Origin of the sequence: Lichenibacterium minor (genome assembly GCF_004137685.1) — a bacterium.
Taxonomy (GTDB): Bacteria; Pseudomonadota; Alphaproteobacteria; order Rhizobiales; family Beijerinckiaceae; genus Lichenihabitans; species Lichenihabitans minor.
In genome coordinates this window covers 59,275-82,584 of record NZ_QYBB01000020.1, presented here as the reverse complement: position 1 = coordinate 82,584, position 23,310 = coordinate 59,275, and the positions used below count along the sequence as shown (strand labels likewise).

Below are 23,310 nucleotides of genomic sequence, written 5' to 3'. Positions count from 1 at the left end.
TCGCGTCAGGCCGCCTCCACCGTGCGGCCGTCGGCTTTTCGGAGGGCGATTATATACCTTGCGAACCACAGCGGTCCGGGGTAGGGTCTGGACATCGGAGCCAAGCCCATGTCCGCCCTGTCCGCCCCTCACTTCCACGACGAAGCCGCCGCCTTCGCGGAGGTCGAGCGCCTTCTGTGGCCCGAGGGTCCGGTGTGCCCTCACTGCGGCTCCTTGAGCGGCAAGCACTACGATCTGCGCAAAACCCGCGTCGGCCTGCGCAAGTGCTCCGACTGCCGCAAGCAGTTCACCGTGAAGGTCGGCACGGTCTTTGAGTGTGCCAAGATCCCGCTGAACAAGATGCTCCAGGCGGTCTATCTCCTGTGCGCCTCCAAGAAGGGCTGCAGCTCCCACCAGATCCACCGTACCCTCGGCATCACCTACAAGAGCGCGTGGTTCCTGACGCACCGCATCCGCGAGGCGCTGCGCTCTGGCGACCTGTACCCGATGGGTGGCGAGGGCGAGATCGTCGAGGTCGACGAGACCTTTATCGGCGTCAAAGAGGGCGCCACCAAGCGCCGGGTCTACGCCCACAAGCATGCGATCCTGTCCCTGGTCGAGCGTGGCGGCACCGTGCGGTCCTTCCACGTCCAGGGCGTCGCGGCTGCGCAGCTCGTGCCGATCCTTCGCGCGAACATCGCCAAGGAGACCGCGATCATGACCGACGAGGCCGGCCAGTACGGCAAGCTCGGAGATCACTTCGCCTCCCACGATTTCACGGTCCACAGCGCCAAGGAGTACGTCCGCGGCGAGGTCCACACGAACACCGTCGAGGACTATTACAGCATCTTCAAGCGCGGCATGAAGGGCGTCTATCAGCATTGCGCCGAGAAGCACCTGCATCGCTACGTTGCCGAGTTCGATTTTCGGTACAATCACCGGGTCGCGCTGGGCTGCGGCGACATCGAGCGGACCGAGACGGCGTTGAAGGGCATCGTTGGAAAGCGGTTGACCTATCGAATGTCTCACGAGACGCAATCCTAAAGAACGATAAAACCATGACTGTCGTAGATCCCCGCGCGCTCCTCCTTAGCCTCTGTCAGGAATCATCAGAGAAAGGCTGGCTTGAGTTTAAGAGCAACCGGTTTGAGGCAGACGAGACCGGACAGTATGTGTCCGGTCTCGCTAATTCTGCTATGTTAGATCACAAGAAGACTGCCTATCTGGTTTTTGGTGTCGAGAATGACACACACAAGATTGTTGGAACAGATATTCGATTAAAAAAGAAGACAGTAGGAAGCCAGTTGTTTGAACATTGGCTGGCTCGACATATTCATCCCCGTATCAGTATCGATTTCATCGAATTTGAAGTCGATAGCCATCATATCGAAATCATAGTTATCGATCCGGGATACATTAGCCCTGTACGATTCAAAAATGAAGAATACATCAGAGTTGACTCTGTACAGCAGCATTTACGGGATTACTCCGAGCGCGAGCGTGCCCTGTGGGCTATAACATCGCGTTATTCTTTTGAAGAAGGGTCGGCACTTTCACATGTTACTGCTGAGGAAATCAAGGAGAGATTTCATTGCGAGAAGCTTATTATCTCATTAAATCCCAACAAGAAACAGATATCTAATGTCATCGATCAGCTCTTAATGGAGGGATTGATTCTTGACGACAGCCAGAACAGATTTGACGCGACTAACCTTTTAGCTATTATAGCGGCTAAGGAAATTTCGGAATTTCCCTTACTAGCCACTAAAGCACCAAGAGTTATAACATATAAGGGCACTGATAAACTCCATGCCATCGATGATCAAACCGGAAGTTATGGATATGGAATAGCGTTTTCTCGCCTACTTGATTTTATCATGGGCAAGATCGCATCAAAGGAGGAGATGATAAAGGGTGTCAGAACAAAAACGCACGCAGTACCAGAAATAACAGTCAGAGAGATCCTAGCCAACGCACTAATACATCAGGACTTTATGTCTCAAACCGACCGGCCTCGTGTGGAGATATTTACCGATAAAGTGCGGCTTACCAATCCAGGGTTGCCGCTCGTCTCAACTGATCGTTTTATTGATGCTCCGCCGAAATCAAGGAATAAGAGACTTGCCGATCTCATGAACAGGATGGGACTTTGTGAGCAGCGCGGAAGCGGGATAGACAGGGCGTTAGATGCAATCGAAGCTTATGCCCTTCCGGCACCAACTTTTCAAGACGTCGAAGCATCTACCGTTGTGACAATATTTGGTCAGAGGTCGTTTGCAGAAATGTCTCGCGAAGATCGTATTCGTGCGTGTTATCAGCATGCCGCGCTTAAATACGAGAATGGATCTACGATGAGTAATGCGAGTTTGAGAAGTCGTCTCGGCGTTAGTGATAAGCAATATCCACAGGTATCTATTGTTATTAGAGAAAGTATCGACCTGGGTAGGATTCGTCCTCTTGACGAAGATCAGGCAAAACGCAACGCAAGGTATGTGCCGTGGTATGCCTAGTTTATGTAATTGGTTGGCCGCTGCTTGCCAATCCGAAGAAATAATCGTTTTCTCTCAACGAGTTAGCGAAACGCGTTTTGTAAGCCGCAGACGTTTGGGTGAGGGCATGGCAAACGAACTCAAGTCCCCGAAGATGACGCCAGAGCAGCAGCGCGCAGCCTTCGAGGCGACCGCCCGCGAACTCGGCTGTGACGAGTCCCCGGACGCCTTTGAGGCTGCGGTGAAGAAGGTGGCGAAAGCTCCGCCGACCAAAGGCACGGATCTCAAGGCTCTAAAAAGGAAGTAATGCTATGGCGGTCAATCCATGGACGGCATTGTATCCTGCGCCGAGGCTTGAAAATCCGACAATCGGCGCGCCCTGGCTGAAAGTGATTTACTGGCATACCGATTGGTCTCTGGCCGTAGCCTACTGGGACGGCTCGCGAGCGATGCTCATTCGATGGAACGGAGGTCCCGGACCATCCCGAGGAAATCCTGTTTCCAGGTCTTACCCAACTTGGTTTGTCGTTCCGGACGCTTTGGTTCCGCTTGTCCTTAAAGATGAGGGTAACCCCAATCGAGCGATGGCTGCAGCGTGGCTCAGCGGCCAAGAACCGGAGGGATGGACGGATCCAGTTCCCCATGGGTTCGGTGACCAATAAATATTCGTAGCAATCCTCCTTAGCAGCATAAATATCACAGTCGACTGTAAGTCTTCAATGAGCATTCTACCAAACACCAACTATCGAGCCCGCAGCGCTGCGCTGATATATGTTGAAACCCATTTGAGTAAACACGTTTGGAACCAAGTTCTTCATTTCTTTTGAGGCATGAAGAACCATGTCGATTTCCGACTTCTTATTCCTACGTCTTGACCTGTTTCTTTTCCTTTCGTGCAGATATTTCGACCAAAAAATCATGTCGATTGCGGAAGAGTCGATCCAATCAACAGATTCTTTATATCCTGCTATCCACATCAAATTAGTACCCTCTAAGAAGAATGCGGCATTGTCCACATTGCCGATCAGACAGCTTCCAAAGTAAATACCAATAATGTTACCGTCAGTATTTTTATTGCGAAACGCATTTCTTAGCTCAGTTCTGGAAATACGGGCTCCTCCGACTCCACCCAACTCCGATTGGTTGCCGTGCGATGCAATGTAGAGCGTATGATAATGCTCAGCGTCCGCTACTGTCCCTATAATAGCCTCAAGTGAGGATCGATCCGCAAACATATCATACCGGACGTCATGAGGATTATCCTCTACGATGCCGGCAAGCGTCTCAAAAAGTGGACGTACGGAGTCATTGCCATGTTCCCACCAGCGGCATTCGACGATCGCTAGCCCTGTCCCTGACATCGTTTTGCGGCCCTGAATCGATTCCTAAACGCTGACCCAGGGTAGCGATCGCGTGCGTGGTTCGCAAGGTATATAATCGCCTTTCGGAGCCGTGTCTCGCGCTTGGTGACGGCCATTCCGCCGGAATTCGGGTCGGGATCGCAGGGCGGAAGGGCCAGCAGGTGAGCGCCGGCAGCCCGGACGGCCCCTCGCGTCGGTCATCGAGCCTTCGCGGACGGCGGCGGGCGACCGACCGCTTGCCGTGCCGGAACACCGTCGAATCCGGTTGTAATAGAACTAAGATACGCCTATCAAGGGTAGTCCCCAGCACCGAGGCCGGACTTCGCTGGCTCGCGAGCAGCCGGTCCGACCGAAGATCGACGGAACGGATGCGATGGTGGCCGGCCGGTCACCGCCGTCTGGATCAGGCGCCCGATGAAAGGGAAGCGACACGATGCCGGAGCCCATGGACGCAACGCCGAGGTTTCCGGGTTCGCCCTCTCCTTTCCGTATCGATATCCGCAACGAGCAGAACGTCGAGAACCATTTCTCGGTGTTCCAAGACCCGGGCACCTACGTCGACATGCCCAGGGTCTACGTGAACAGCCTGTTCAGCAGCGCCCTGCCACCGAAGGCGCAAGGAGGGCAGCTCACGCTGGCGGCGACGCCCCAGTATCATGCCGGGGTCCAGGACGCCGATGCCATCGCTCCTCGGCCCGGGACCATCGTCACATACTCGACGGCCGTGCAACCGATCAGCCTCGCGGCGCCGGGCAACACTCCGCCGACGTCCAACGCCAGCGACATGCTCTACGACCCCGACAGCGGGTCCCTCGGATTGAGCATCCCGGACAACCTGCCGAGCGTAGCCGCTGGATGCTTTCAGGTCGTCGTGCCGTCCTTCGACAGCCCCCCCAAGCACTTCAACGTCGGAGCAGCCTTGATCGTCGATGGGCAGATCGTCTTGTCCAATTTCGTCCCAGCGCGGCCGCAGACGAGCATCACATGCCGCCCGCTCCTGCGCTTCCACGTCGTGGCTGGACGACACCGCGCCGGGACGACGATCGATTTCGATGATCTTTCCGCCCGATCGGCCCTGTGCGACTTCACCGGCGGCCATAGGCAGGCGAGCATTGCCTATCTCCCGAATGGAAGCTGGGACGTCCAGATGTCATAGGGCGAACGATGCGAGAGGCGAGCTCCGGCTGAAGCAACCGCGGGCTGGATCACCTGTCCGCGCGGCGCCCGAGCGCAGCCCTTCTCCGCATAGCGAAGCGATCGAGCGGACATTGTACGAGGTGCCGATCCACACTGTCCGGCATGGCCCGGCGCCAGATCGGCGCCGTCGGCCGCGACGGTGACGGTCCTGCCTTCGGCCTTGCTGCCCGGGCGGCCTCGCTTGTGCTGCGAGACGGCGAATGGCGCTGGTCGAGGCCGCATCCCTTCACCCACCCCGACCCGCGCTCGCCGCCCGACGAGGCTCCAGCCACTCCTCGACAGGATCCAGCACGGCCTCGGCCAGGCCCGAGGTCTCGTCGGAGACCAGGACGACGGGTGAGCGCCACGGGTACGGCTCGGCCGCGCATGGCACCACGTCGGCCGGCCTGGTGCGGGGCGCCGCACCATGCGCCGCGCGCTAAAAAACCGCCGAGTCCACTTGCTTATGGTTGTATTACTATGTACAAAACAATCATCGCGCGATGAAGCGTCGAAGCTTCCGTTCAGGCCGGCACTCGTCACGAGCGTCGGGACGCGCGATCTGGCGCCATCGTTTATTTGTGTATTGCAGCGTAATCTGCGTCACGTAGTTACGTCGACAATGCATTATCATGGAGAAATCTATGTCTACTCTTCTCAAGATCATCGTCAAAAACTCCCAGAGCGTACAAAATCAGTTTTTCTTTTTCCAAGAGCCGGCGATCTACACCGGCGGACCGACTGTCTATACGAACAGTCTTTATCAAAGAACTCTACAGGCTGCGAACATGGGAGGTGAGATCACCTTCATGACCAATCTTCAGTTTTACGCGGCCGTACAGGAAACAGGGACGGCTACGCCTCAGGTCGGCCAGTCGTCCGGCTATGAGTCGGCCGAACAGGCCATCGATCTCACGGCGAAGGGCAACAACCCTGCCAATCACAACTCCGCCGTGATGTCCTACGACCCGACGGGCGACTCGCTCGGCTTGGCTGCCCCTGTCAACATGGCAGGCGTCCAGGAGGGAGCTTTCCGCGTCATCACGGCCAAATACCAGCCGCCCAAGTATTTCAACGTCGGCTCTTCCGTGACGGTCAACAGCCAGATCGTCCTCTCGAATTTCGTCGTCGGCCAACCTCAAAGCAATGTCGACTGCGAGCCGATCCTGAAATATTACGTCCAGACTGGATCTTACGTTCCCGGAACCGTGATGGACTTCACCTTGTCCTCGACCAAGGCTGCCCTATGCGACTTCACGGGCGGCTACGTGCAGGCCGTGGTCACCTACAAGCCGAACGGAGATTGGGACGTCCAGATGTCGTGACGGCCGGCAAGCGCGAACGCGCGCCGCCGCTGGGCAGAAGCAGTCCGGCCGAACAGGCCGGATCACGGGCCAGCCGACTCGGGAAACATCCCGGGTCGGCCGGGGTTCAGGCGTGACGGGACAGCGGCACCCGACCAGCGTCGGCCATGCGCCTCATGGTGACGTCCTCGGCATCAGGCTTCCTCCACCAGCCCCACCCAGTAGCGGATCCCCGCCGGGATCGCCCGGTCGTCGAAGTCGTAGGCGGGGTGGTGCAGCCCCGCGGTGTCGCCGTTGCCGATGAACGCGAAGGCGCCGGGCTTCTTCTCGAGGAAGCGCGCGAAGTCCTCGCCGATCATCAGCGGCGCCATGGCGGGGTCGGCGTTGCCCGGCCCCGCGATGCCTTCGGCCACCCGCGCCGCGATCGCCGCCTCGGCGGGATGGTTGACGGTGGCGGGCGAGATGCGGTCGTAGGTCACCTGGGCCCGGGCGCCGTTGAGCCGGGCCACGCCTTCCGCCACCTCGCGCAGCCGACGCTCGATGGTGTCGCGCGATGCCGCCGTCAGGGCCCGCGCGGTGCCGAGCAGCCGGGCCGTGTCGGGCAGGACGTTGAAGGCGTCGCCGGCCTGGATGGCGCCGACCGTCACCACCGCGGGCTCCAAAGGATCGAGGTTGCGCGACACGATGCTCTGCAGCGCCACCACGACCTGGCTCGCCACGTAGACCGCGTCGACGCCCTGGTGCGGCATGGCGGCGTGGGCGCCCCGCGCCTCGATGCGGATCTCGAAACGGTCCACCGAAGCCATCACGGGGCCGGGCCGCGTCGCGAAATGGCCCACCGGCAGGCCCGGCAGGCTGTGCAGCCCGTAGACGGCGTCCACCGGCACGCGCTCGAACAGCCCGTCCTCGATCATGGCGAGGGCGCCTTCGGAGGTTTCCTCGGCGGGCTGGAACAGGAACACCGCGGTGCCGGCGAAGTCGCGCGCGTCCGACAGGTGCTTGGCGGCGCCGAGCAGCATGGCGGTGTGGCCGTCGTGCCCGCAGGCGTGCATCTTCCCCGCCTCGCGCGACGCGTGGCCGAGGTTGGTCTGCTCGTGGATGGGCAGCGCGTCCATGTCGGCGCGGAGCGCGACCGTGCGGGTGCCCGCCCGCCGCCCGCGCAGCACGCCGACGACGCCGGTGCGGCCCACCCCCTCGATCACCTCGTCGAGGCCGAAGGCGCGCAGCTTGCCGGCCACGAGGGACGCCGTCGGCCCGACGTCGAAGGCGACGCCGGGGTGGCGGTGGATCTCGCGCCGCCATTCGGCGACGTCCCCGGCCAGGGCTTCGATGGACGCGACGTCGGACATGGGCAGGGACCTCCGCGGCGACGATGGCGCGGGCGGGCTCCGGGTGTCAACGCGGGAACGTCCCGCCCGCCGGCCCCGTTGTCGGGGGTGGGGACGGGCATCCGCCGCCGTTCCGCCGGACGCGTTTCACGGGAGGGCCATGAGCCGCCTCGATTCCTTCATCCGCCGCATGTCGGCCCAGCGCGACATCCTCGACGCTCTGCCGCGCCGGCTCGCCGGCGTGCCGGGCCTCGTCATGGAGTTCGGGCTCGGCAGCGCCCGCACCTACGACCACCTGCGCGAGCGCTTCCCCGGGCGGCGCATCGTGGTCTTCGAAAGCGTGGTGGTGGAAGCCGTGCGCCCCCGCCCGGCGCCGGACGACTTCGTCGTCGGCGACCTCCCCGGCACCGCCGCGGCCTGGCCCGACGGCTGCGCCGCCCTGGTGCATGCCGACATCGAGACCGGCGACGCCGCCGCGGACGCCGCCCTCCGGGACTGGCTGCCCGCGCTCGCCGCCCGGCTGCTGGCGCCGGGCGGCTTCGCGGTGAGCGGGGCGCCGCTGCCCCACCCGCGCCTCGTCGCCGAGCCGCTGCCCCCCGGCGTCGCCGAGGGGCGCTACCACGTGCTCCGGCGCGATCAGCGCTCGTTCGGCGGGTAGTCCGTGTCGAGGGCGGTTTGGCGCCGGCCCTCGACCTCGGCCAGCGTGTCCTTCAGCTTCTTCACCACGGCGTCGTGGCCCCATTCGCCGAGCACGAGGTGGAGCGGCGGATCGACCTCGCCGACGAGGTCGATCATCGCCTGCCCGGCGCGCACGGGGTCGCCCGCCTGGGTGCCGCTCTTCTGCGAGGTCTGCGCCAGCCGCGCCGCCACGGTTTCGGCGTAGGCCGGGATGGCGCTCTGCGTCTGCGTCATGGAGCGGCCGGCCCAGTCGGTGCGGAACGGGCCCGGCTCCACAACGGTGACCTTGACGCCGAGCGGCGCCATCTCCTTCGACAGCGAATCCGAGAAGCCCTCGACGGCGTGTTTCGAGGCCGCGTAATAGCCCGAGCCCGGGAAGCCGCAGAAGCCCGCCACGGAAGCGATGTTGAGGATGTGGCCGCTCTTCTGCCCGCGCATCACGGGCAGCACGGCGCGCGTCATGGCGAACAGGCCGAAGACGTTGGCCTCGAACTGGGCCCGCACCTCCTCCGGCACGCCCTCCTCGATGGAGGACAGGTAGCCGTAGCCGGCGTTGTTCACCAGAACGTCGATGCGGCCGAACTTCGTCACGGCCGCCTTCACGCCCGCCTCGATCTCGTCGTCGTCGATGACGTCGAGCGACAGCGCCAGGGCGCGGTCCCCGCGGCCTTCGGCGAGATCCGTGACGCGCTCCTTGTCGCGCGCCGTGACGACGGCCCGCCAGCCGCGGTCCAGCACCAGCTTGGCGAGTTCTCGGCCGAAGCCGGTGGAGCAACCGGTGATGAACCACACCGGGGTCGTGTCGTTAGCCATCTGCGTCTTCCTCGGGTTGGTCAGCGATCCACCATCGCCATCTGGTTCTCGGTGTAGCGCGGCCCCGCGATCGAGCCGGGCGGCAGGGCGGCGTCGAGCGCCGCGACCTCGTCGGCCGACAGGCGGATGTCGGCGGCGGCCACGTTCTCCTCGAGGTAGGTCCGGCGCTTGGTGCCGGGGATGGGGGCGATGTCGTCGCCCTTGGCCAGCAGCCAGGCCAGCGCGATCTGGCCCGGCTTGACGCCGCGGGCCTGCGCGAGCGCGTTCACCTTCCCCGCCGCCGCGACGTTGCGGTCGAAGTTCTCGCCCGTGTAGCGCGGGTCGGTGCGGCGGTAGTCGCCGGCGGGGTAGTCCTCGGCGCGCTTCACCGCGCCGGTGAGGAAGCCGCGGCCGAGGGGGCTGAAGGGGGTGAGGCCGATGCCGAGCTCGCGCAGCAGCGGGATGATCTCCTCCTCGAGGTTGCGCTCCCACAGCGAATATTCGCTCTGCAGCACCGACACCGGATGGGTGGCGTGGGCGCGGCGGATGTTGGACGCGCCGGCTTCCGACAGGCCGACGAAGCGCACCTTGCCGGCTTCGACCAGCCGCGACACGGTGCCGATCACCTCCTCGATCGGCACCGCGGGGTCGATGCGGTGCTGGTAGAGCAGGTCGATGTGGTCGAGCCCGAGCCGCCCGAGCGACGCGTCGACGACCTCGCGGATGTGCTCGGGCCGGCTGTCCACGCCTTCGGGCTTGCCGTTCCCGCCGATGCGGAAGCCGAACTTGGTGGCCACCACGGCCTTCTCGCGCCGCCCCTTCAGGGCCTGGCCGAGCAGCTTCTCGTTGGTGAAGGGGCCGTACACCTCCGCGGTGTCGAAGTAGGTGACGCCGAGGTCCAGGGCGCGGTGGACCGTGGCGATCGATTCCGGGTCGTCCGGCACGCCGTAGGACTGGCTCATGCCCATGCAGCCGAGCCCGATGGCCGACACTTCCAGGCCCTGGCGGCCGAGTTTGCGGGTGGGCAGCATGGGCGGGCTCCTGGGGGTGCCCTGGCGGGGGCGCGAGATCGCATGCAAACGGCGCAGCCGCGACGATGGTTGCGCCCGGGACGCCGCCGCGTCAGGCGGGGTCCCCGGCCTCCATCGTCACCGCGCAGCCGCCGCCCTGGTGCGCGCCGATCTCCAGCGTCAGGCCGTGCAGCCGCGCGATGGCGGCGACGAGGCTGAGGCCGAGCCCCGTGCCGGGCAGGTGGCGCGAGCGGTCGACGCGGTAGAAGCGGCGCATCACCGCGTCCCGGTCCTCGGGCGGGATGCCGGGCCCCGTGTCCCACACGCGCACCCGCGGCCCCGCCTCGAGCTCCAGCCCCACGCGCCCGCCGGGCGGGGTGTATTTCACGGCGTTGTCGACGAGGTTGGCGACGGCCTCGAACAGGAGGTCGCCGTCCCCGCGCAGCGGCACCGGCGCGTCCCCGCGCAGGGTGGCGAGCGCCACGCCCTTCTCTTCCGCCACCGGGCCGTAGAGCTCCCCCACCGCGTCGACGATCTCGGCCAAGTCGAGCGCGCGGAAGCCGCCCTGCCGCCGCCCTTCCTCGACCTCCGCCAGGCGCAGCACGGCCGTGACGGTGGCGAGGAGCTGGTCGACGTCGGCCACCGACTTGCCCAGCACCTCCGCCACGGGGGCGTGGCGCGCGTCGGGGTCGAGCGCGCGGTCGAGCCGCGCGCGCAGGCGCGTCAGCGGCGTGCGCAGGTCGTGCGCGATGGCGTCGCCGGCGCCCCGCACCTCCTCGACGAGGCGCTCGATCTCGTCGAGCATGCGGTTGACCATCTCGCTCAAGCGGTCGAACTCGTCGCGGCGGCGGCCCACGGGCAGGCGGCGGCTGAACTCGCCGCCCATCACCAGCGCGCAGGCGTGCCGCACCGCTTCGACGCGCCGCAGCGTGCCGAGGCTCACCAGCGCCCCCACGGCCAGCGCCAGCAGCGCCGCCGGCACCGCGGTGAGCGCCATGGCGCGCTTCATGATCTCGTCGATCTCGGCGATGTCGGCGGCGCTGCGGCCGAGGAACAGCGTGGCGCCGTCGGGCAGCGGCAGCGCGATGGCGCGCACCTCGATCGTGTCGCGGGCGCCGGCGCGCTCCCACGCGACCATCACCGGCACGGGCCGGTCCGGCGGGGGCAGGGCGGCGGGGAGGGCCGCCACGTCGCCCGCCAGGGCGGCGCCGTCCGGCCCGAACAGCCCGTAGGCCTTGGTGCCGCGCGCGTCCACGGCGAGGGATTTTTCGAGCCGCAGCACCAGCACCCGCCGGCTTTCGGCCGCCAGCGAGCGGGCTTCGAGCAGGAGGCCGGCGTCGAGCCGGCTCGTGAGGTAGCCGACGGTCTGCCAATAGAAGAAGCCGCCGGTGGCGACGATGCCCAGCGCCACCACGGCGGCCGAGCCCAGCGTCCAGCGGAAGGCCGTGGTCTGGACGAGCTTCAAGCCCCGCAGCCGCGCCGGCCGCCCCCGCGCCGCCGCGGCGGTGGCGCCGGGCGGCGCCGCGGCCGGCGGCATCGCCGTCACGGGGCGCGCAGCACGAAGCCCGTGCCCCGCACCGTGTGGATCAGCGGCGGGTCGCCGGGCCCGTCGACCTTGCGGCGCAGCTTGCCGAGGTGAACGTCGACGAGGTTGGTGCCGGGGTCGAAGCTGTAGCCCCACACCTGCTCGAACACCATGGCGCGCGTGACGACGTTGCCGGCGTGGCGCACCAGGAACTCCAGCAGCTTGAACTCGCGGGGGTACAGGTCGAGCGCGCGCTCGCCGCGCCGCGCCGTGCGGCCGAGCAGGTCGACCTGCAGCGTGTCGTAGCGCAGCACGAGGCCGTCGCGCTCGGCCGGGCGGCGCGCCAGCACCTCCACGCGGGCGCGCAGCTCGGCGGCCGAGAAGGGCTTGGCGAGGTAGTCGTCGCCGCCGGCCCGCAGCCCGCGGATGCGCTCGTCGACGGAGGACAGGGCGCTCAGCACCAGCACGGGGGCCTTGACGCCGCGGGCGCGCAGCCGGTCCAGCAGGGCGAGGCCGTCGAGGCCGGGCAGCATGCGGTCGAGCGTCACCACGTCGAAGGGCTCGGCCTGGGCGCGGGCGAGGCCGCCCGGCCCGTCCGTTTCCAGCGTCACGGCGAAGCCCGCCGCGGAAAAATCCTCGACGATCTCGGCGGCCGTTTCGGCGTCGTCCTCGATCACCAGCACGCGGATCATCGGCATCTTCCAGCTTCCCGGCCGCCATAGATCATCGCGCCCCGGACGCGCGCAAGCCCCGGGCCGCCGCCCGCCTGGACATCCCGGCCCCGCGGTGGCACCACCGGTGGCACCATGGCCGCCCGCACCGTCATCGTCACGATCTGCTCGAACAACTACCTGCCCCAGGCGGAGGTGTTGTTCGACACGGCGCGCCGCTTCCACCCGGATGCCGCGCTGGTGCTGGGCCTGGCCGACCTCGTCGACCCCGCCCTGCGCTACCCGGACGGCGTCGAGGTGGTGGAGGCGGCGGCGCTCGGCATCCCGGATTTCCCGTCCTTCGCCTTCTCCTACGACGTCACCGAGTTCAACACCGCCATCAAGCCCTTCCTGATGCTGCGGATGTTCGAGCGCGGCCACCGCCACGTCGTCTACTTCGACCCCGACATCGCGCTCTACCGCCGGCTCGACGACCTGCTGGCGCTGCTCGACGGCGGCGCGTCCTTCGTGCTGACGCCGCACTTCTGCTCGGTGCCGGGCCCGGGCGCGCCCCGCACCGAGCTCCACGTGATGCAGACGGGCGTCTACAACCTCGGCTTCGTGGCGGCGGCGCAGACCCCCGAAACCGAGCCGCTGCTGCGCTGGTGGGCGGCCCGGCTGAAGCACGATTGCGTCAACGAGCAGGACCGCGGCCTCTTCGTCGACCAGAAGTACATGGACCTCATGCCGGGCCTCGCCGAACACGCCCGGGTGTCGCGCGACACCGGCTTCAACGTCGCCTACTGGAACCTCGACCGCCGCACCGTCGCGGCGGGGCCGGACGGGGGCTGGCGCGTCGACGGGCGGCCGCTCGGCTTCTTCCACTTCTCCGGCTTCGATCCCGAACGGCCGCACGAGGTGTCGCGCTACACGCCGGAGCCGCCGGCCACGGGCGCGCTGGCGGCGCTGCTCGCCGACTACGCGGCGAAGCGGCGGGCCGCCGCGGCGCGGGCCGGGGCGCCCGCCCGGCCCTACGCCTACCGCGGCTTCGCCACGGGCGTGCCCATCCCCGACATGGTGCGGCGCATGTTCCGCGAGAAGCACCCCACCTGGTCGGGCGACCCCTTCGCCACCTACGACCGCTATTGCCCCCTGCCGCACCCCGGCTGCCGCATCGGGGTCGGGGGCGAGATCGTGACCAACCTCATGCACCACCACCACGGCCGCCACGCGGCGCTGCGCTTCGGCTTCGACCTCGGCAACCCCTTCGAGGTGACCGCCTATGCGCGCTTCTTCGCCCGCGAAGCGGGGGGCGCGGACATCGCCCCCTGCCTGTGGCGGGCCGCCGCGTGAGCGCGCCGGACGACCCCGCCGCCGCCGAAGCCGCGGCGCTGCGCTTGCGCCGCCTGGAGCTCGACAACGACGACCTGCGCGCCGAGAACGCCCGGCTGAAGCTGTCCATCCTGCAGCGCCAGGAGGAGATCGTGGCGCTGGGCGAGCGCCTGGGCCAGCTCAAGGCCCGGCTCGACACGGTGCACCGCGTCGCCGCCTGGAGCCGGCTGCGGCGGCTGCTCCCCGTGCGGGCGATCCTGCGGCGGATGGGGTAGGGGAGGGGCACGATCGGCTCGTCGCTGCAAGGAGATGCCATGACCAACTCCAGCGAGGACGCCCTTACCAAGGCCCGCCAGGCCGGCGCGCCGGCTTGGCCGCCGATGCCCTCAGCCGAGTTCGCCGCCATCGTCGGCGACAAGCCGCTAGCCCAGACCCAGCTTTTCAAGCTGGTGTGGGACTACATCAAGGCGAACGGGTGCCAGGACCCGGCCGACAAGCGCGAGATCGTCGCCGCCGATAGCTTACGTGCCGTGTTCGGCCAGGACTAGGTGAACATGATGGGGCCGCTCACCCCGTATCTGAAGGTGCCCTGACTCGGTGCGCTGCCCCACGTCCACTAGAGATCGGCGACGCGGGCAGTGCGAGACCCCGATTGGAGCCGCCGGACGATGACGGTCCGGTCGCCCGGGCCACGCTGGTAGCTGTGCCAGACCTTCTCCGCCAAGCCGAGGCGGCCGGTGACGTCGCCCTGGCGCGCCATTTCGGGCAGGCGCTGAGCGAGGTCGAGAGAATTACTCGACGAAGCTGCCGGTGGCTCCTTCCCGGTGCTCCTTCTTCAGAAAACACCTACCGCGGCCCACTCGGTTGACTTCGGTCTTCCGCCACACTGCGACGATTTCGATATGGCGTGCTGCCCTCATCCCTGATCAACCTTCGCGTGCTTCACTCCGCAAGCAAGAGTTGATTCGCGTAGGGGTCGAGGCAATGCCACTCGAGAACTTGAAGATCAGGCGAATCTGCCTTCACGAGGTCTATAAGCGCACCGATGACAGGCAAATTGCAGCACCGACCTACTCAAGCGGCCTTCTCGAACTACCCCAGAAGGCACGGGATGCCTTCGCTAGCCGGGTCCACTCAGCGTTCCGGAATGACGCCAAATGTATGGCGATGAGTATCAAGCGATTTGAACCCAACGACATAGCCGCCCGCGGGGCGGCGATCATCCTCACCGAGGATGCAGACTTCGTTCAGCAATCACATGCCTTCGCTTACAAGCTTGCCGAAGCACAAACCTCCCGGAAGTATCCCGGCGGGCTCGTTGTCATATTTGATGGGACTGTCGGAAGGGACCCATTGCCATTTTACGGCGTGATGAAGGCTGAGCTTCATGAAGGATTTGTAAAACAGAACGACTTGCAAGCTACTTTCGTTGAAACTTTGTTCCTTACGCCAAAAACTAAGCTCTATAAAATAGGTCTTTTTATTGCAACAAAGTACAGCGACCAAGTGTTGCCGGATGACTGGACGGCCACGGTCTACGACAATCAACTGACGAGTTCTGATCGAGATGGGTCTGCTATCTATTTTTATGGCGCCTATCTTGGGCTAGAGATTCCAAGTAACAGCGCTCGCCAAGTGAAGAGCTTCTTCGATGCATCGAAGGAATTTATTCGCTCGGCGTCGGTTTCGCAGGAGAAAAAAGTTGATCTATACAACGGTCTATACGCCTACCTTAAAGTCGATCAAGCAGGAACCATTCAAGTTGGGGAATTCGCAGAGAGATTCATGCCTCCAGAGTTGCAAGAAAATTATCGCAATCACATGCGTCGCGAGCGTGTTCCTGCAACCGTGATCAGCAAAGACCTAACGGAGTGCGGGGCCTCACTGAGGATACGGAAGCTGCGCTTTGCGAATAGAATTACACTTTCCGGTCCTCCGGAAGCGATTAGCGATTTCGTTGATGTGCGACAAGTCGAAGGTGAAGGAGGGGAGACCTGGACCCAAATCACCATCAAGAGCCCGCTTGAGGGACAGGAGTGACCAGGGATGAAGAGTTCTCCGCTCGGTGGGAGAGCGAGAAACTCATATACAAACGCTGGGGTGGCCACATCTGCCGTCATATCCTAGCAACCCTGAGTTCCACATTCACACCAGCATATGTTAATGAACTCCTTAAGGTGCGCGTTGAGCCAAGGCTGAAAGATACTAGAAAGCTGATTGAAAAAGCATTTTACCGGAGGAAGGCCTATGCTGATCCCTACGGCGAAATCACCGACAAGGTTGGTATCCGCTTCGTGGTGCTTCTCGGCCGCAATATTCGCCACATCGCCACGGCGATCGAGGAGACGGAAGGGTGGACATGGAGCAAGGATCGGGACTACGAAGAGGAACAAAAAGAGAACCCGGTCACCTTCGATTATGCCGCTGTCCACTATGTCGTCCGCCCCCGCAACGATCTGGAGGTCAATGGCTTCCGGATCCCTGCCGGCACGCCCTGCGAGGTCCAGATTAAAACGCTCTTGCAGCATGCCTATAGCGAACTCACTCACGACACAATTTACAAACCTCAGATGCAAGCGACCCCTGCGATGCAGCGCAATGCTGCAAAATCTATGGCTTTGCTGGAGGCTACAAACGATTATTTTGAAAAGGTGTTCGATCAAGTTCGAGAGGCCACGAAAGCAGTTCGCGTGATCACCGCGGCCCTTAGCATGATCTATACGCGCGAGATCGGGCTTGACCCGCACCCCAGCGTGCTCGAAGGCTTGCTGCTAGAGGCCTACGAGGGATTGGCCGAGGAAGATTATGAAAGCGATATCGCGACCATGCTTCGCGAAAAGACGTACTTGGTCGACAACATCCGGGATCGCGTCGCCCGCCAAAACCCGCTTTTCGCGCAGCCGTCGATCCTACTCGCTTATCTGGACGTCGAGAAACGGGGCCGGGCCGCATTAAACCGCTGGCCGCTGACCGAGGCCGAGATGGAACCGCTGCTGAACGACTTCGGCGAGAGTGTGCACTGATCTTCCAGCGACACGATGATCCCGAAATGACGGACTGAACGGCTTTCGAGAATTGTCCTTCTCTGCGCCGCCGAGCGAGAGCGCTTCCGGGCATGGATGTCCTCGGAACGCAATGAGGGCGCCTCGGTCGGAGCCGGAGGCGCCCTGAAAAATCAAAGGCGCCCCTCGCGGAGCGCCCTGGCACGTAGCCCCCTCGCGGGGAAACGGACACCCTTGCGGGGCCGCGAAGAGGGTTGGGGGCCCTAGTGGCTTGCAACCGGACCTTGATGGGTCCGGGTCACCACGGCGCTCGTCAAACTTGCGATCGGACGAGTCGCCTGCAGTCGGTGTTCCCCTGCAGACCCATAATTACCGGCGATCGGTTTCCGTTTCAAGAAGGCGGGGGCCCTCGTTCACTGCACCCGGACGCCGTAGGCTTTGAGCAGGCCGTCCGCGTTGGCCTCGGCGCCGGTGATCCACTTCCGGGAATAGGCGACGACATCGGCGAGCTGCAGGAGGCGCGAAGCGGCGGAGTCGAGCTTCGTCACCCGGTTCACGCCCTTGAACGGACCGTCCTCCGTCCGAGCGCGCTGCATCTCGGCATCGAACTCCGGGTGGTCGTTGTGGTCGTTCACGTCCAGCACGACGTCGACGTTGCCGACCGTCTCGCGCCGCAGCACGTCGCGCTTGAAGTGGCGCAGCCCGATCTTCACCGTCTCCACCACGGCGTGGGCGTAGAGCACCGGCGGCGTGCCGCCGCGCTCGGCGACCTTGTTGTTGAGCAGGGTGACCCGGCCGGCCGACCCTTCGGTCCAGAACCGCCCGAGCAGGCCTTGCAGGTAGCCGTCCCGCATGGCGACGGCGTGGACCTCGGCGACGCTGGGCTCGAGGAGGTCGCTGAACCGCTTGTCGATCCGGCCGGCATCGCGCGCCAGCACGAAGACGGCGCCGAGGTAGAGCGGTCCCTGGCCGGCCGTGCCGTATTCATCGACGAAGCACAGCACCTTCTTGTTGAGACCAGGACGCAAGGCGGTTTCCGAGGGGTGCGAGGGACGTGGCGTATGCGGCCGGTGCACCATCGGTGACGGCCCGTGAAGCCTCCAGAGACAAAGGTACACCGACCGGTGCAGGGATTCAGGGAAAGCGGCGCTACGAATTGACGATCACTCTCGCCCGGGTCGGATCGCGGACGAGGAGGGATTGCTTTGAAAAAGAAGCCAAGCACCACGACGACGTCCGACGCGCCCCCATCCTTGACACCCCCTCCCGTCCTCCCCCACCACCCTCGCCAGACCCCGCCGCCCTCGGGCGGCCCCCACGAGGGCACCCGATGACGCGCACCCTTCCGGCCCGCCGGCCGGCCAACCCCTGCTTCTCCTCCGGCCCCTGCGCCAAGCGCCCCGGCTGGTCGCTCGATGCGTTGGGCGACGCCCCCCTCGGCCGCTCGCACCGCGCGCCGGTCGGCCGCGCCAAGCTCGCCCGCGCCATCGACCTCACGCGCGCCGTGCTGGAGGTCCCCGCCACCCACCGCATCGGCATCGTGCCGGCGTCCGACACCGGCGCGGTCGAGATGGCGATGTGGAGCCTGCTCGGCGCCCGGCCCGTCGACATGCTGGCCTGGGAATCCTTCGGCGAAACCTGGGTGACGGACGCGGTGAAGCAGCTCCGGCTGGAGGACGCCCGCGTGCTCACCGCCCCCTACGGGGCGATCGTCGATTTCGCGCAGGTCGACTTCGACCGCGACGTGGTCTTCACCTGGAACGGCACCACGTCGGGCTGCCGCGTGCCGGAGGGCGCCGCGATCCCGGCGGACCGCGCCGGCCTGACGATCTGCGACGCCACCTCGGCGGCCTTCGCGCAGGCGCTGCCGTGGGACCGCTTGGACGTCGTCACCTTCTCCTGGCAGAAGGCCATGGGGGGCGAGGCGGCCCACGGCATGCTGGTGCTCGGCCCCCGCGCCGTCGCGCGGCTGGAAAGCTTCGTGCCGCCCCGGCCGCTGCCGAAGATCTTCCGCCTCACTTCGGGCGGCAAGCTGATCGAGGAGATCTTCGGGGGCGACACGATCAACACCCCGTCCATGCTCTGCGTCGAGGATTACATCGACGCGCTCCTGTGGGGCCAATCGGTCGGCGGGCTCGCCGGGCTGGTGGGCCGGGCGGACCGCAACGCGGAATCGCTCGACGCCTGGGTGCGGCGCACCCCCTGGATCGCCAACCTGGCGCAGACCCCCGCCATCCAGTCCAACACCTCCGTCTGCCTGCGCGTGGTCGACCCCAGCGTGACGGCGCGGCCCGCGGCCGAGCAGGCGGCGTTCGCCAAGCGCCTGTCGACGCTGCTGGAGCGCGAAGGCGTGGCGCACGACATCGCCTCCTACCGCGACGCGCCCGCGGGCCTGCGCGTGTGGTGCGGCGCCACCGTGGAGACCGCCGACGTCGAGGCGCTGACGGAATGGCTCGACTGGGCCTATGCGGTGGCCAAGGCGGAGCTGGCGGGGTAGGGGGCGTCCGCGCTTCGGGGCGGACACCTTTCAGGACACACCGCTAGGTCGAAGGGGGGCCGAGGAGGTCTTCCACGGCCAGTTCCAGCCCCGGAGGATCGAGACGCAGGGGGCCGGACGGGACGAGGCGCGTGCGGATCGCGTCGCCGTCGCGCGCGTGGTGGATCACTAGGCGCCGGTCGATGTCGATGATCAGGTCATGGGCGACGCTCGGCACGGCGAAATAGCCGGACAGCTTGCCGTGACGGTCGAAGAAGCCCGTGCTCGGCGACAGCACCTCGACCACGATCATCGGCGCCGGCACGACGATGTCGTTCCGCTGCAGCCGTGTTCCGCAGTAGACGAGCGCGTCGGGCTCGTAGGCGGTGTGGGCGTCGACCCGCACCGTCATGCCGTCACCCATGGCCTCGCAGGGTAGACCCGCCCGCGCGACGGCATCCTCCAGGGCGCGTTGAGCCTTGATCTTCGCCCTGGCATGCCCGGCGCGCTCCGGCGCCATGGCGCAGACGCGACCGTCGACGAGCTCGTGCCGCCCAGGCCGATTCTCGGCCCAGACCAGGAACTCCTCGACCGTCATCGGATGGAGCGACGCTTCGGACATGGCGTCAGCCTAGCACCGCCGCGGCGACCCGCAACGCGAAAGGGCCGCGCGGTTTCCCGCGCGGCCCCTGTCATCTCACGTCCGACGTGTCACGCGGCTTCCGACAGCAGGTTGCGCAGCACGTAGTTGAGGATGCCGCCGTTGCGGAAATATTCCAGTTCGTCGGCGGTATCGATGCGGCAGATCACCGGAACGTGGCTGACCACGCCCTTGTCCGAGGTGATGACCAGCTCCATCGCCTGGCGCGGCTTCAGCGTGTCGCCGAGGCCCGAGATGGTGACGGTCTCGTCGCCCTTGAGGTTCAGCGTCTGCCAGGAGGTGCCCTCCTCGAAGACCAGCGGCAGGATGCCCATGCCGACGAGGTTCGAGCGGTGGATGCGCTCGAAGCTCTGCGCCACCACGGCGCGCACGCCGAGCAGCTTCGTGCCCTTCGCGGCCCAGTCGCGGGACGAACCCGTGCCGTATTCGCGGCCGGCGAAGATCACCAGCGGCACGCCTTCCTGCTTGTACAGCATCGCGGCGTCGTAGATGGGCATCTCCTCGCCGCCGGGCTGGTGGCGCGTCACGCCGCCCTCGACGCCGGGCACCATCTGGTTCTTCAGCCGGATGTTGGCGAAGGTGCCGCGCATCATCACTTCGTGGTTGCCGCGGCGCGTGCCGTACTGGTTGAAGTCCTGCGGGCGGACCTGGTGCTCCAGGAGGTAGCGGCCCGCCGGGGACGCCGCCTTGATGGAGCCCGCCGGCGAGATGTGGTCCGTCGTGATCGAATCGAGGAACAGCCCGAGGACGCGCGCTTCCGTGATGTCGGCGACGGGCGCCGGGGCGCGCGTCATGCCCTCGAAATAGGGCGGGTTCTGCACGTAGGTGGAGCCCATCGACCAATGGTAGGTCTGGCCCAGCGCCACGTCGATGTTCTGCCAGTGGACGTCGCCCTCGAACACGTTGCCGTAGCGCTCGGCGAAGATCTGCTTGGTGATGGCGTGCCGGTGCAGCGTCGCCACCTCCTCCTGGGACGGCCAGATGTCGCGCAGGTAGACGGGGCCGTTCGTGCCCTGGCCCAGCGGCTCGGTGGCGAGGTCGACGTCGAGCGAGCCCGCCAGCGCGTAGGCGACCACCAGCGGGGGGGAAGCCAGGTAGTTGGCCTTCACGTCCGGGTTGACGCGGCCCTCGAAGTTGCGGTTGCCCGAGATGACCGCCGAGGCGACGATGTCGTTGTCGTTGATGGCCTTGGAGATCTCGATGGGCAGCGGCCCCGAGTTGCCGATGCAGGTCATGCAGCCGTAGCCGGTGAGGTTGAAGCCGAGCGCGTCGAGGTCGGCCTGCAGGCCCGTCGCCTCGAGGTACTCGCCCACCACCTGGGACCCGGGCGACAGCGACGTCTTCACCCAGGGCTTGGCGGTCAGGCCGGCCGCGACGGCCTTGCGGGCGAGCAGGCCCGCGCCCAGCATCACGGCCGGGTTGGACGTGTTGGTGCAGGAGGTGATGGCGGCGATGACGACGTCGCCGTGGCCGAGGTCGAAGGACTTGTCGTCCACCACGAAGCGCTCGGCGGGCTTCTCGACCTTGTATTCCTTGACCAGCGAGGACAGGAACGACGACTTGGCGGATTCCAGCGTCACGCGGTCCTGCGGGCGCTTCGGCCCGGCGAGGGACGGCACCACGTCGGCGAGGTCGAGCTCGATGAACTCGGAGAAGACCGGCTCGGAGGTCGAGGAGCGGAACATGCCCTGGGCGTTGGCGTAGGCCTTCACCAGCGCGATGCGCTCGTCGCCGCGGTTGGACGCGTCGAGGTAGTTGATGGTTTCGCCGTCGATGGGGAAGAAGCCGCAGGTGGCGCCGTATTCGGGGGCCATGTTGGCGATGGTGGCGCGGTCGGCGAGCGACAGCGAGTCGAGCCCGGGGCCGTAGAACTCGACGAACTTGTTCACCACGCCGAGCTTGCGCAGCATCTGCGTGACGGTGAGCACGAGGTCGGTGGCGGTGCGGCCTTCGCGCAGCTTGTTGGTGAGCTTGAAGCCCACCACGGGCGGCAGCAGCATGGACAGCGGCTGGCCCAGCATCACGGCCTCGGCCTCGATGCCGCCCACGCCCCAGCCCAGCACCGCCAGCGCGTTGACCATGGTGGTGTGCGAATCGGTGCCCACCAGCGTGTCGGGATAGGCGACCTCGACCTCCCGGCCCTCGTGGGTTTCGGTGCGCGTCCACACCGTCTGGCTGAGGTATTCCAGGTTGACCTGGTGGCAGATGCCGGTGCCCGGCGGCACCACGCGGAAGTTGGTGAAGGCGCCCTGGCCCCAGCGCAGGAAGCGGTAGCGCTCGCCGTTGCGCTCGTACTCGAGCTCGACGTTGTCGCCGAAGGCCTTGGGGGTGCCGAACTCGTCGACGATCACCGAATGGTCGATCACGAGGTCGACCGGCACCAGCGGGTTGATCTTCTCGACGGGGCCGCCGAGCTTGCCCATGGCGTCGCGCATGGCGGCGAGGTCCACCACGGCCGGCACGCCGGTGAAGTCCTGCATCAGCACGCGGGCGGGGCGGAAGGCGATCTCGCGCCCGTCCTTGCCCTTGGACGTGAGCCAGGACACCACGGCCAGGATGTCGTCCTTGGTGACGGAGCGCCCGTCCTCGAAGCGCAGGAGGTTCTCGAGCAGCACCTTCATCGAGTAGGGGAGCTGGGACACGCCCGGCAACCCGTTCTTCTCCGCCTCGGGGATCGAGAAATAATGGTAGGTCTTGGATCCGGCTTCGAGCGTGCGGCGGCACTTGAAACTGTCGAGCGAGGCCATTGTGCATCCTTCGCGAGTCGGCGGGAGCGATCTGGAATGGATCGAATATAGGAGTTTCACCCCCCGTGGCTACAGGTGAAGTGCGATGCAGCATGGTGGAACGATGACGCGCCCGGCCCCCCTCACCCTCGCCGTGGCGGGCCTGGCGGCCGAGCGCGGCGGGCGGTCGGTCTTCGCCGATCTCAGCTTCGCGGCGCGGGGCGGGGAAGCGCTCGGCGTGGTGGGCCGCAACGGCGCCGGCAAGTCGACGCTGCTGCGCGTGCTGGCGGGGCTGCTCCGCCCGGCCGCCGGCCGCGTGGCGCTCGACCCGCCCGACGCCCGCGACCCCGACGCCCCGGTCGGCGAGCGCGCCCACTACCTCGGCCACCTCGACGCCTTGAAGCCTGCCCTGACCCCGCTCGACCACCTCGAAGCCGCCGCGGCGCTGCTCGGCCGCGGGGGCGGCCGCGGCGCCCCCTCGGGCGGCCCCGCCCCGGCGACGCCCGACGAGGCGCTGGACCGGGTGGCGCTCGGCCATGCCGCGGACCTGCCCTGCGCCACGCTGTCGGCCGGGCAGCGGCGGCGCGTGGCGCTGGCGCGGCTGCTGGTCGCGGCGCGCCCGCTGTGGCTGCTCGACGAGCCCTCGACGGCCCTCGACCTGGGGTCGCAGGCGGTTCTCCGCGGCATGATGCGGGACCACCTCGCCGCGGGCGGCCTCATCGTGGCGGCGACGCACGGCCCGCTCGGCCTCGACGGCACGCGCGAGCTCCGGCTGGAGCGGCGGGCGTGAACGCCTCCTCTTTCGCGGCGCGCGCCTGATG

At 66.0% G+C, this 23,310-nt stretch carries 22 protein-coding genes; 13 read left to right on the top strand and 9 right to left on the bottom strand.

The genetic code is table 11. The features are described from left to right. Nucleotides 1-108 precede the first annotated feature (108 nt). The 3 genes from D3273_RS16900 to D3273_RS16890 all read left to right on the top strand — a co-directional run bounded on the left by D3273_RS16900 (nucleotide 109) and on the right by D3273_RS16890 (nucleotide 2,775). Nucleotides 109-1,023, top strand: a complete 915-nt coding sequence (locus tag D3273_RS16900) for an IS1595 family transposase (protein ID WP_129228063.1) — start codon at nucleotides 109-111, stop codon at nucleotides 1,021-1,023. A gap of 14 nt (nucleotides 1,024-1,037) precedes the next feature. Next, the gene (locus D3273_RS16895) at nucleotides 1,038-2,489 is read left to right on the top strand and encodes an ATP-binding protein (RefSeq protein WP_129228062.1); all 1,452 of its coding nucleotides are present in this window, start codon (nucleotides 1,038-1,040) and stop codon (nucleotides 2,487-2,489) included. A gap of 106 nt (nucleotides 2,490-2,595) precedes the next feature. Next, entirely contained in the window at nucleotides 2,596-2,775 is a 180-nt protein-coding gene (locus D3273_RS16890) for a hypothetical protein (RefSeq protein WP_129228061.1), read from the top strand. 421 nt (nucleotides 2,776-3,196) lie between these two features. Here the strand turns inward: D3273_RS16890 and D3273_RS16885 are convergent, their stop codons facing one another. Next, the gene (locus D3273_RS16885) at nucleotides 3,197-3,829 is read right to left on the bottom strand and encodes a hypothetical protein (protein WP_129228060.1); all 633 of its coding nucleotides are present in this window, start codon (nucleotides 3,827-3,829) and stop codon (nucleotides 3,197-3,199) included. Between the two features lie 433 nt (nucleotides 3,830-4,262). Here D3273_RS16885 and D3273_RS16880 point away from each other — a divergent pair, with 433 nt between their 5' ends. Together D3273_RS16880 and D3273_RS16875 are read left to right on the top strand one after the other, a co-directional pair. After that, nucleotides 4,263-4,985, top strand: a complete 723-nt coding sequence (locus D3273_RS16880; RefSeq protein WP_129228059.1) for a hypothetical protein — start codon at nucleotides 4,263-4,265, stop codon at nucleotides 4,983-4,985. Nucleotides 4,986-5,649: 664 nt separating this feature from the next. Then, a complete protein-coding gene (locus tag D3273_RS16875) occupies nucleotides 5,650-6,330 on the top strand; it encodes a hypothetical protein (RefSeq protein ID WP_129228058.1) in 681 nt (226 codons plus the stop codon). Between the two features lie 173 nt (nucleotides 6,331-6,503). Here the strand turns inward: D3273_RS16875 and D3273_RS16870 are convergent, their stop codons facing one another. Further along, a complete protein-coding gene (locus tag D3273_RS16870; RefSeq protein ID WP_129228057.1) occupies nucleotides 6,504-7,658 on the bottom strand; it encodes an amidohydrolase in 1,155 nt (384 codons plus the stop codon). A 139-nt stretch (nucleotides 7,659-7,797) separates the two neighbouring features. On the opposite strand from D3273_RS16870, the gene D3273_RS16865 reads away from it, so the two are divergent. Continuing rightward, nucleotides 7,798-8,295 carry a class I SAM-dependent methyltransferase gene (locus tag D3273_RS16865; RefSeq protein ID WP_129228056.1) on the top strand — a complete coding sequence of 166 codons (498 nt, stop codon included), beginning with the start codon at nucleotides 7,798-7,800 and terminating at the stop codon, nucleotides 8,293-8,295. On the opposite strand, the gene D3273_RS16860 is transcribed toward D3273_RS16865, so the two are convergent. The 4 genes from D3273_RS16860 to D3273_RS16845 all read right to left on the bottom strand — a co-directional run bounded on the left by D3273_RS16860 (nucleotide 8,274) and on the right by D3273_RS16845 (nucleotide 12,340). Continuing rightward, nucleotides 8,274-9,128 carry an oxidoreductase gene (locus tag D3273_RS16860; RefSeq protein WP_129228055.1) on the bottom strand — a complete coding sequence of 285 codons (855 nt, stop codon included), beginning with the start codon at nucleotides 9,126-9,128 and terminating at the stop codon, nucleotides 8,274-8,276. The genes D3273_RS16865 and D3273_RS16860 overlap by 22 nt on opposite strands. Nucleotides 9,129-9,148: 20 nt before the next feature. Continuing rightward, nucleotides 9,149-10,138 (bottom strand): aldo/keto reductase, encoded by a 990-nt coding sequence (locus D3273_RS16855; RefSeq protein ID WP_129228054.1) that lies wholly within the window; start codon nucleotides 10,136-10,138, stop codon nucleotides 9,149-9,151. 91 nt (nucleotides 10,139-10,229) lie between these two features. Beyond that, nucleotides 10,230-11,654 carry a sensor histidine kinase gene (locus tag D3273_RS16850; RefSeq protein WP_245501226.1) on the bottom strand — a complete coding sequence of 475 codons (1,425 nt, stop codon included), beginning with the start codon at nucleotides 11,652-11,654 and terminating at the stop codon, nucleotides 10,230-10,232. A gap of 5 nt (nucleotides 11,655-11,659) precedes the next feature. Continuing rightward, the gene (locus tag D3273_RS16845) at nucleotides 11,660-12,340 is read right to left on the bottom strand and encodes a response regulator transcription factor (protein ID WP_342634274.1); all 681 of its coding nucleotides are present in this window, start codon (nucleotides 12,338-12,340) and stop codon (nucleotides 11,660-11,662) included. A gap of 108 nt (nucleotides 12,341-12,448) precedes the next feature. On the opposite strand from D3273_RS16845, the gene D3273_RS16840 reads away from it, so the two are divergent. The 5 genes from D3273_RS16840 (at nucleotide 12,449) to D3273_RS16820 (ending at nucleotide 16,647) form a co-directional block, all read left to right on the top strand. After that, nucleotides 12,449-13,645 (top strand): hypothetical protein, encoded by a 1,197-nt coding sequence (locus D3273_RS16840; RefSeq protein WP_129228052.1) that lies wholly within the window; start codon nucleotides 12,449-12,451, stop codon nucleotides 13,643-13,645. Then, nucleotides 13,642-13,899 (top strand): hypothetical protein, encoded by a 258-nt coding sequence (locus D3273_RS16835; RefSeq protein ID WP_129228051.1) that lies wholly within the window; start codon nucleotides 13,642-13,644, stop codon nucleotides 13,897-13,899. The genes D3273_RS16840 and D3273_RS16835 overlap by 4 nt, the downstream gene beginning before the upstream one ends. 39 nt (nucleotides 13,900-13,938) lie before the next feature. After that, nucleotides 13,939-14,172, top strand: a complete 234-nt coding sequence (locus tag D3273_RS16830; RefSeq protein ID WP_129228050.1) for an SWIB/MDM2 domain-containing protein — start codon at nucleotides 13,939-13,941, stop codon at nucleotides 14,170-14,172. 436 nt (nucleotides 14,173-14,608) lie between these two features. After that, nucleotides 14,609-15,664, top strand: coding sequence for a nucleoid-associated protein (locus tag D3273_RS16825; RefSeq protein WP_129228049.1), 1,056 nt, complete (start codon nucleotides 14,609-14,611; stop codon nucleotides 15,662-15,664). A gap of 137 nt (nucleotides 15,665-15,801) precedes the next feature. Further along, complete coding sequence (locus D3273_RS16820; RefSeq protein WP_245501225.1) at nucleotides 15,802-16,647, top strand: GTP pyrophosphokinase; 846 nt, start codon at nucleotides 15,802-15,804, stop codon at nucleotides 16,645-16,647. A gap of 392 nt (nucleotides 16,648-17,039) precedes the next feature. Here D3273_RS16820 and D3273_RS16815 read toward each other — a convergent pair whose 3' ends face one another. Further along, on the bottom strand, nucleotides 17,040-17,654 hold the full coding sequence (locus tag D3273_RS16815) for a DUF3800 domain-containing protein (RefSeq protein ID WP_129228047.1): 615 nt from the start codon (nucleotides 17,652-17,654) through the stop codon (nucleotides 17,040-17,042). 302 nt (nucleotides 17,655-17,956) lie between these two features. On the opposite strand from D3273_RS16815, the gene D3273_RS16810 reads away from it, so the two are divergent. After that, nucleotides 17,957-19,123: a phosphoserine transaminase gene (locus D3273_RS16810; protein ID WP_129228046.1), complete on the top strand. Its 1,167-nt coding sequence runs from the start codon at nucleotides 17,957-17,959 to the stop codon at nucleotides 19,121-19,123. A gap of 43 nt (nucleotides 19,124-19,166) precedes the next feature. Here the strand turns inward: D3273_RS16810 and D3273_RS16805 are convergent, their stop codons facing one another. Together D3273_RS16805 and acnA are read right to left on the bottom strand one after the other, a co-directional pair. Then, nucleotides 19,167-19,724, bottom strand: coding sequence for a Uma2 family endonuclease (locus D3273_RS16805; RefSeq protein WP_245501224.1), 558 nt, complete (start codon nucleotides 19,722-19,724; stop codon nucleotides 19,167-19,169). A gap of 89 nt (nucleotides 19,725-19,813) precedes the next feature. Beyond that, nucleotides 19,814-22,510: an aconitate hydratase AcnA gene (gene acnA, locus D3273_RS16800; RefSeq protein WP_129228045.1), complete on the bottom strand. Its 2,697-nt coding sequence runs from the start codon at nucleotides 22,508-22,510 to the stop codon at nucleotides 19,814-19,816. 103 nt (nucleotides 22,511-22,613) lie between these two features. Between acnA and ccmA the strand changes: the two genes are divergently transcribed. After that, on the top strand, nucleotides 22,614-23,279 hold the full coding sequence (gene ccmA / locus D3273_RS16795; protein ID WP_129228044.1) for a heme ABC exporter ATP-binding protein CcmA: 666 nt from the start codon (nucleotides 22,614-22,616) through the stop codon (nucleotides 23,277-23,279). Nucleotides 23,280-23,310: the final 31 nt, after the last annotated feature.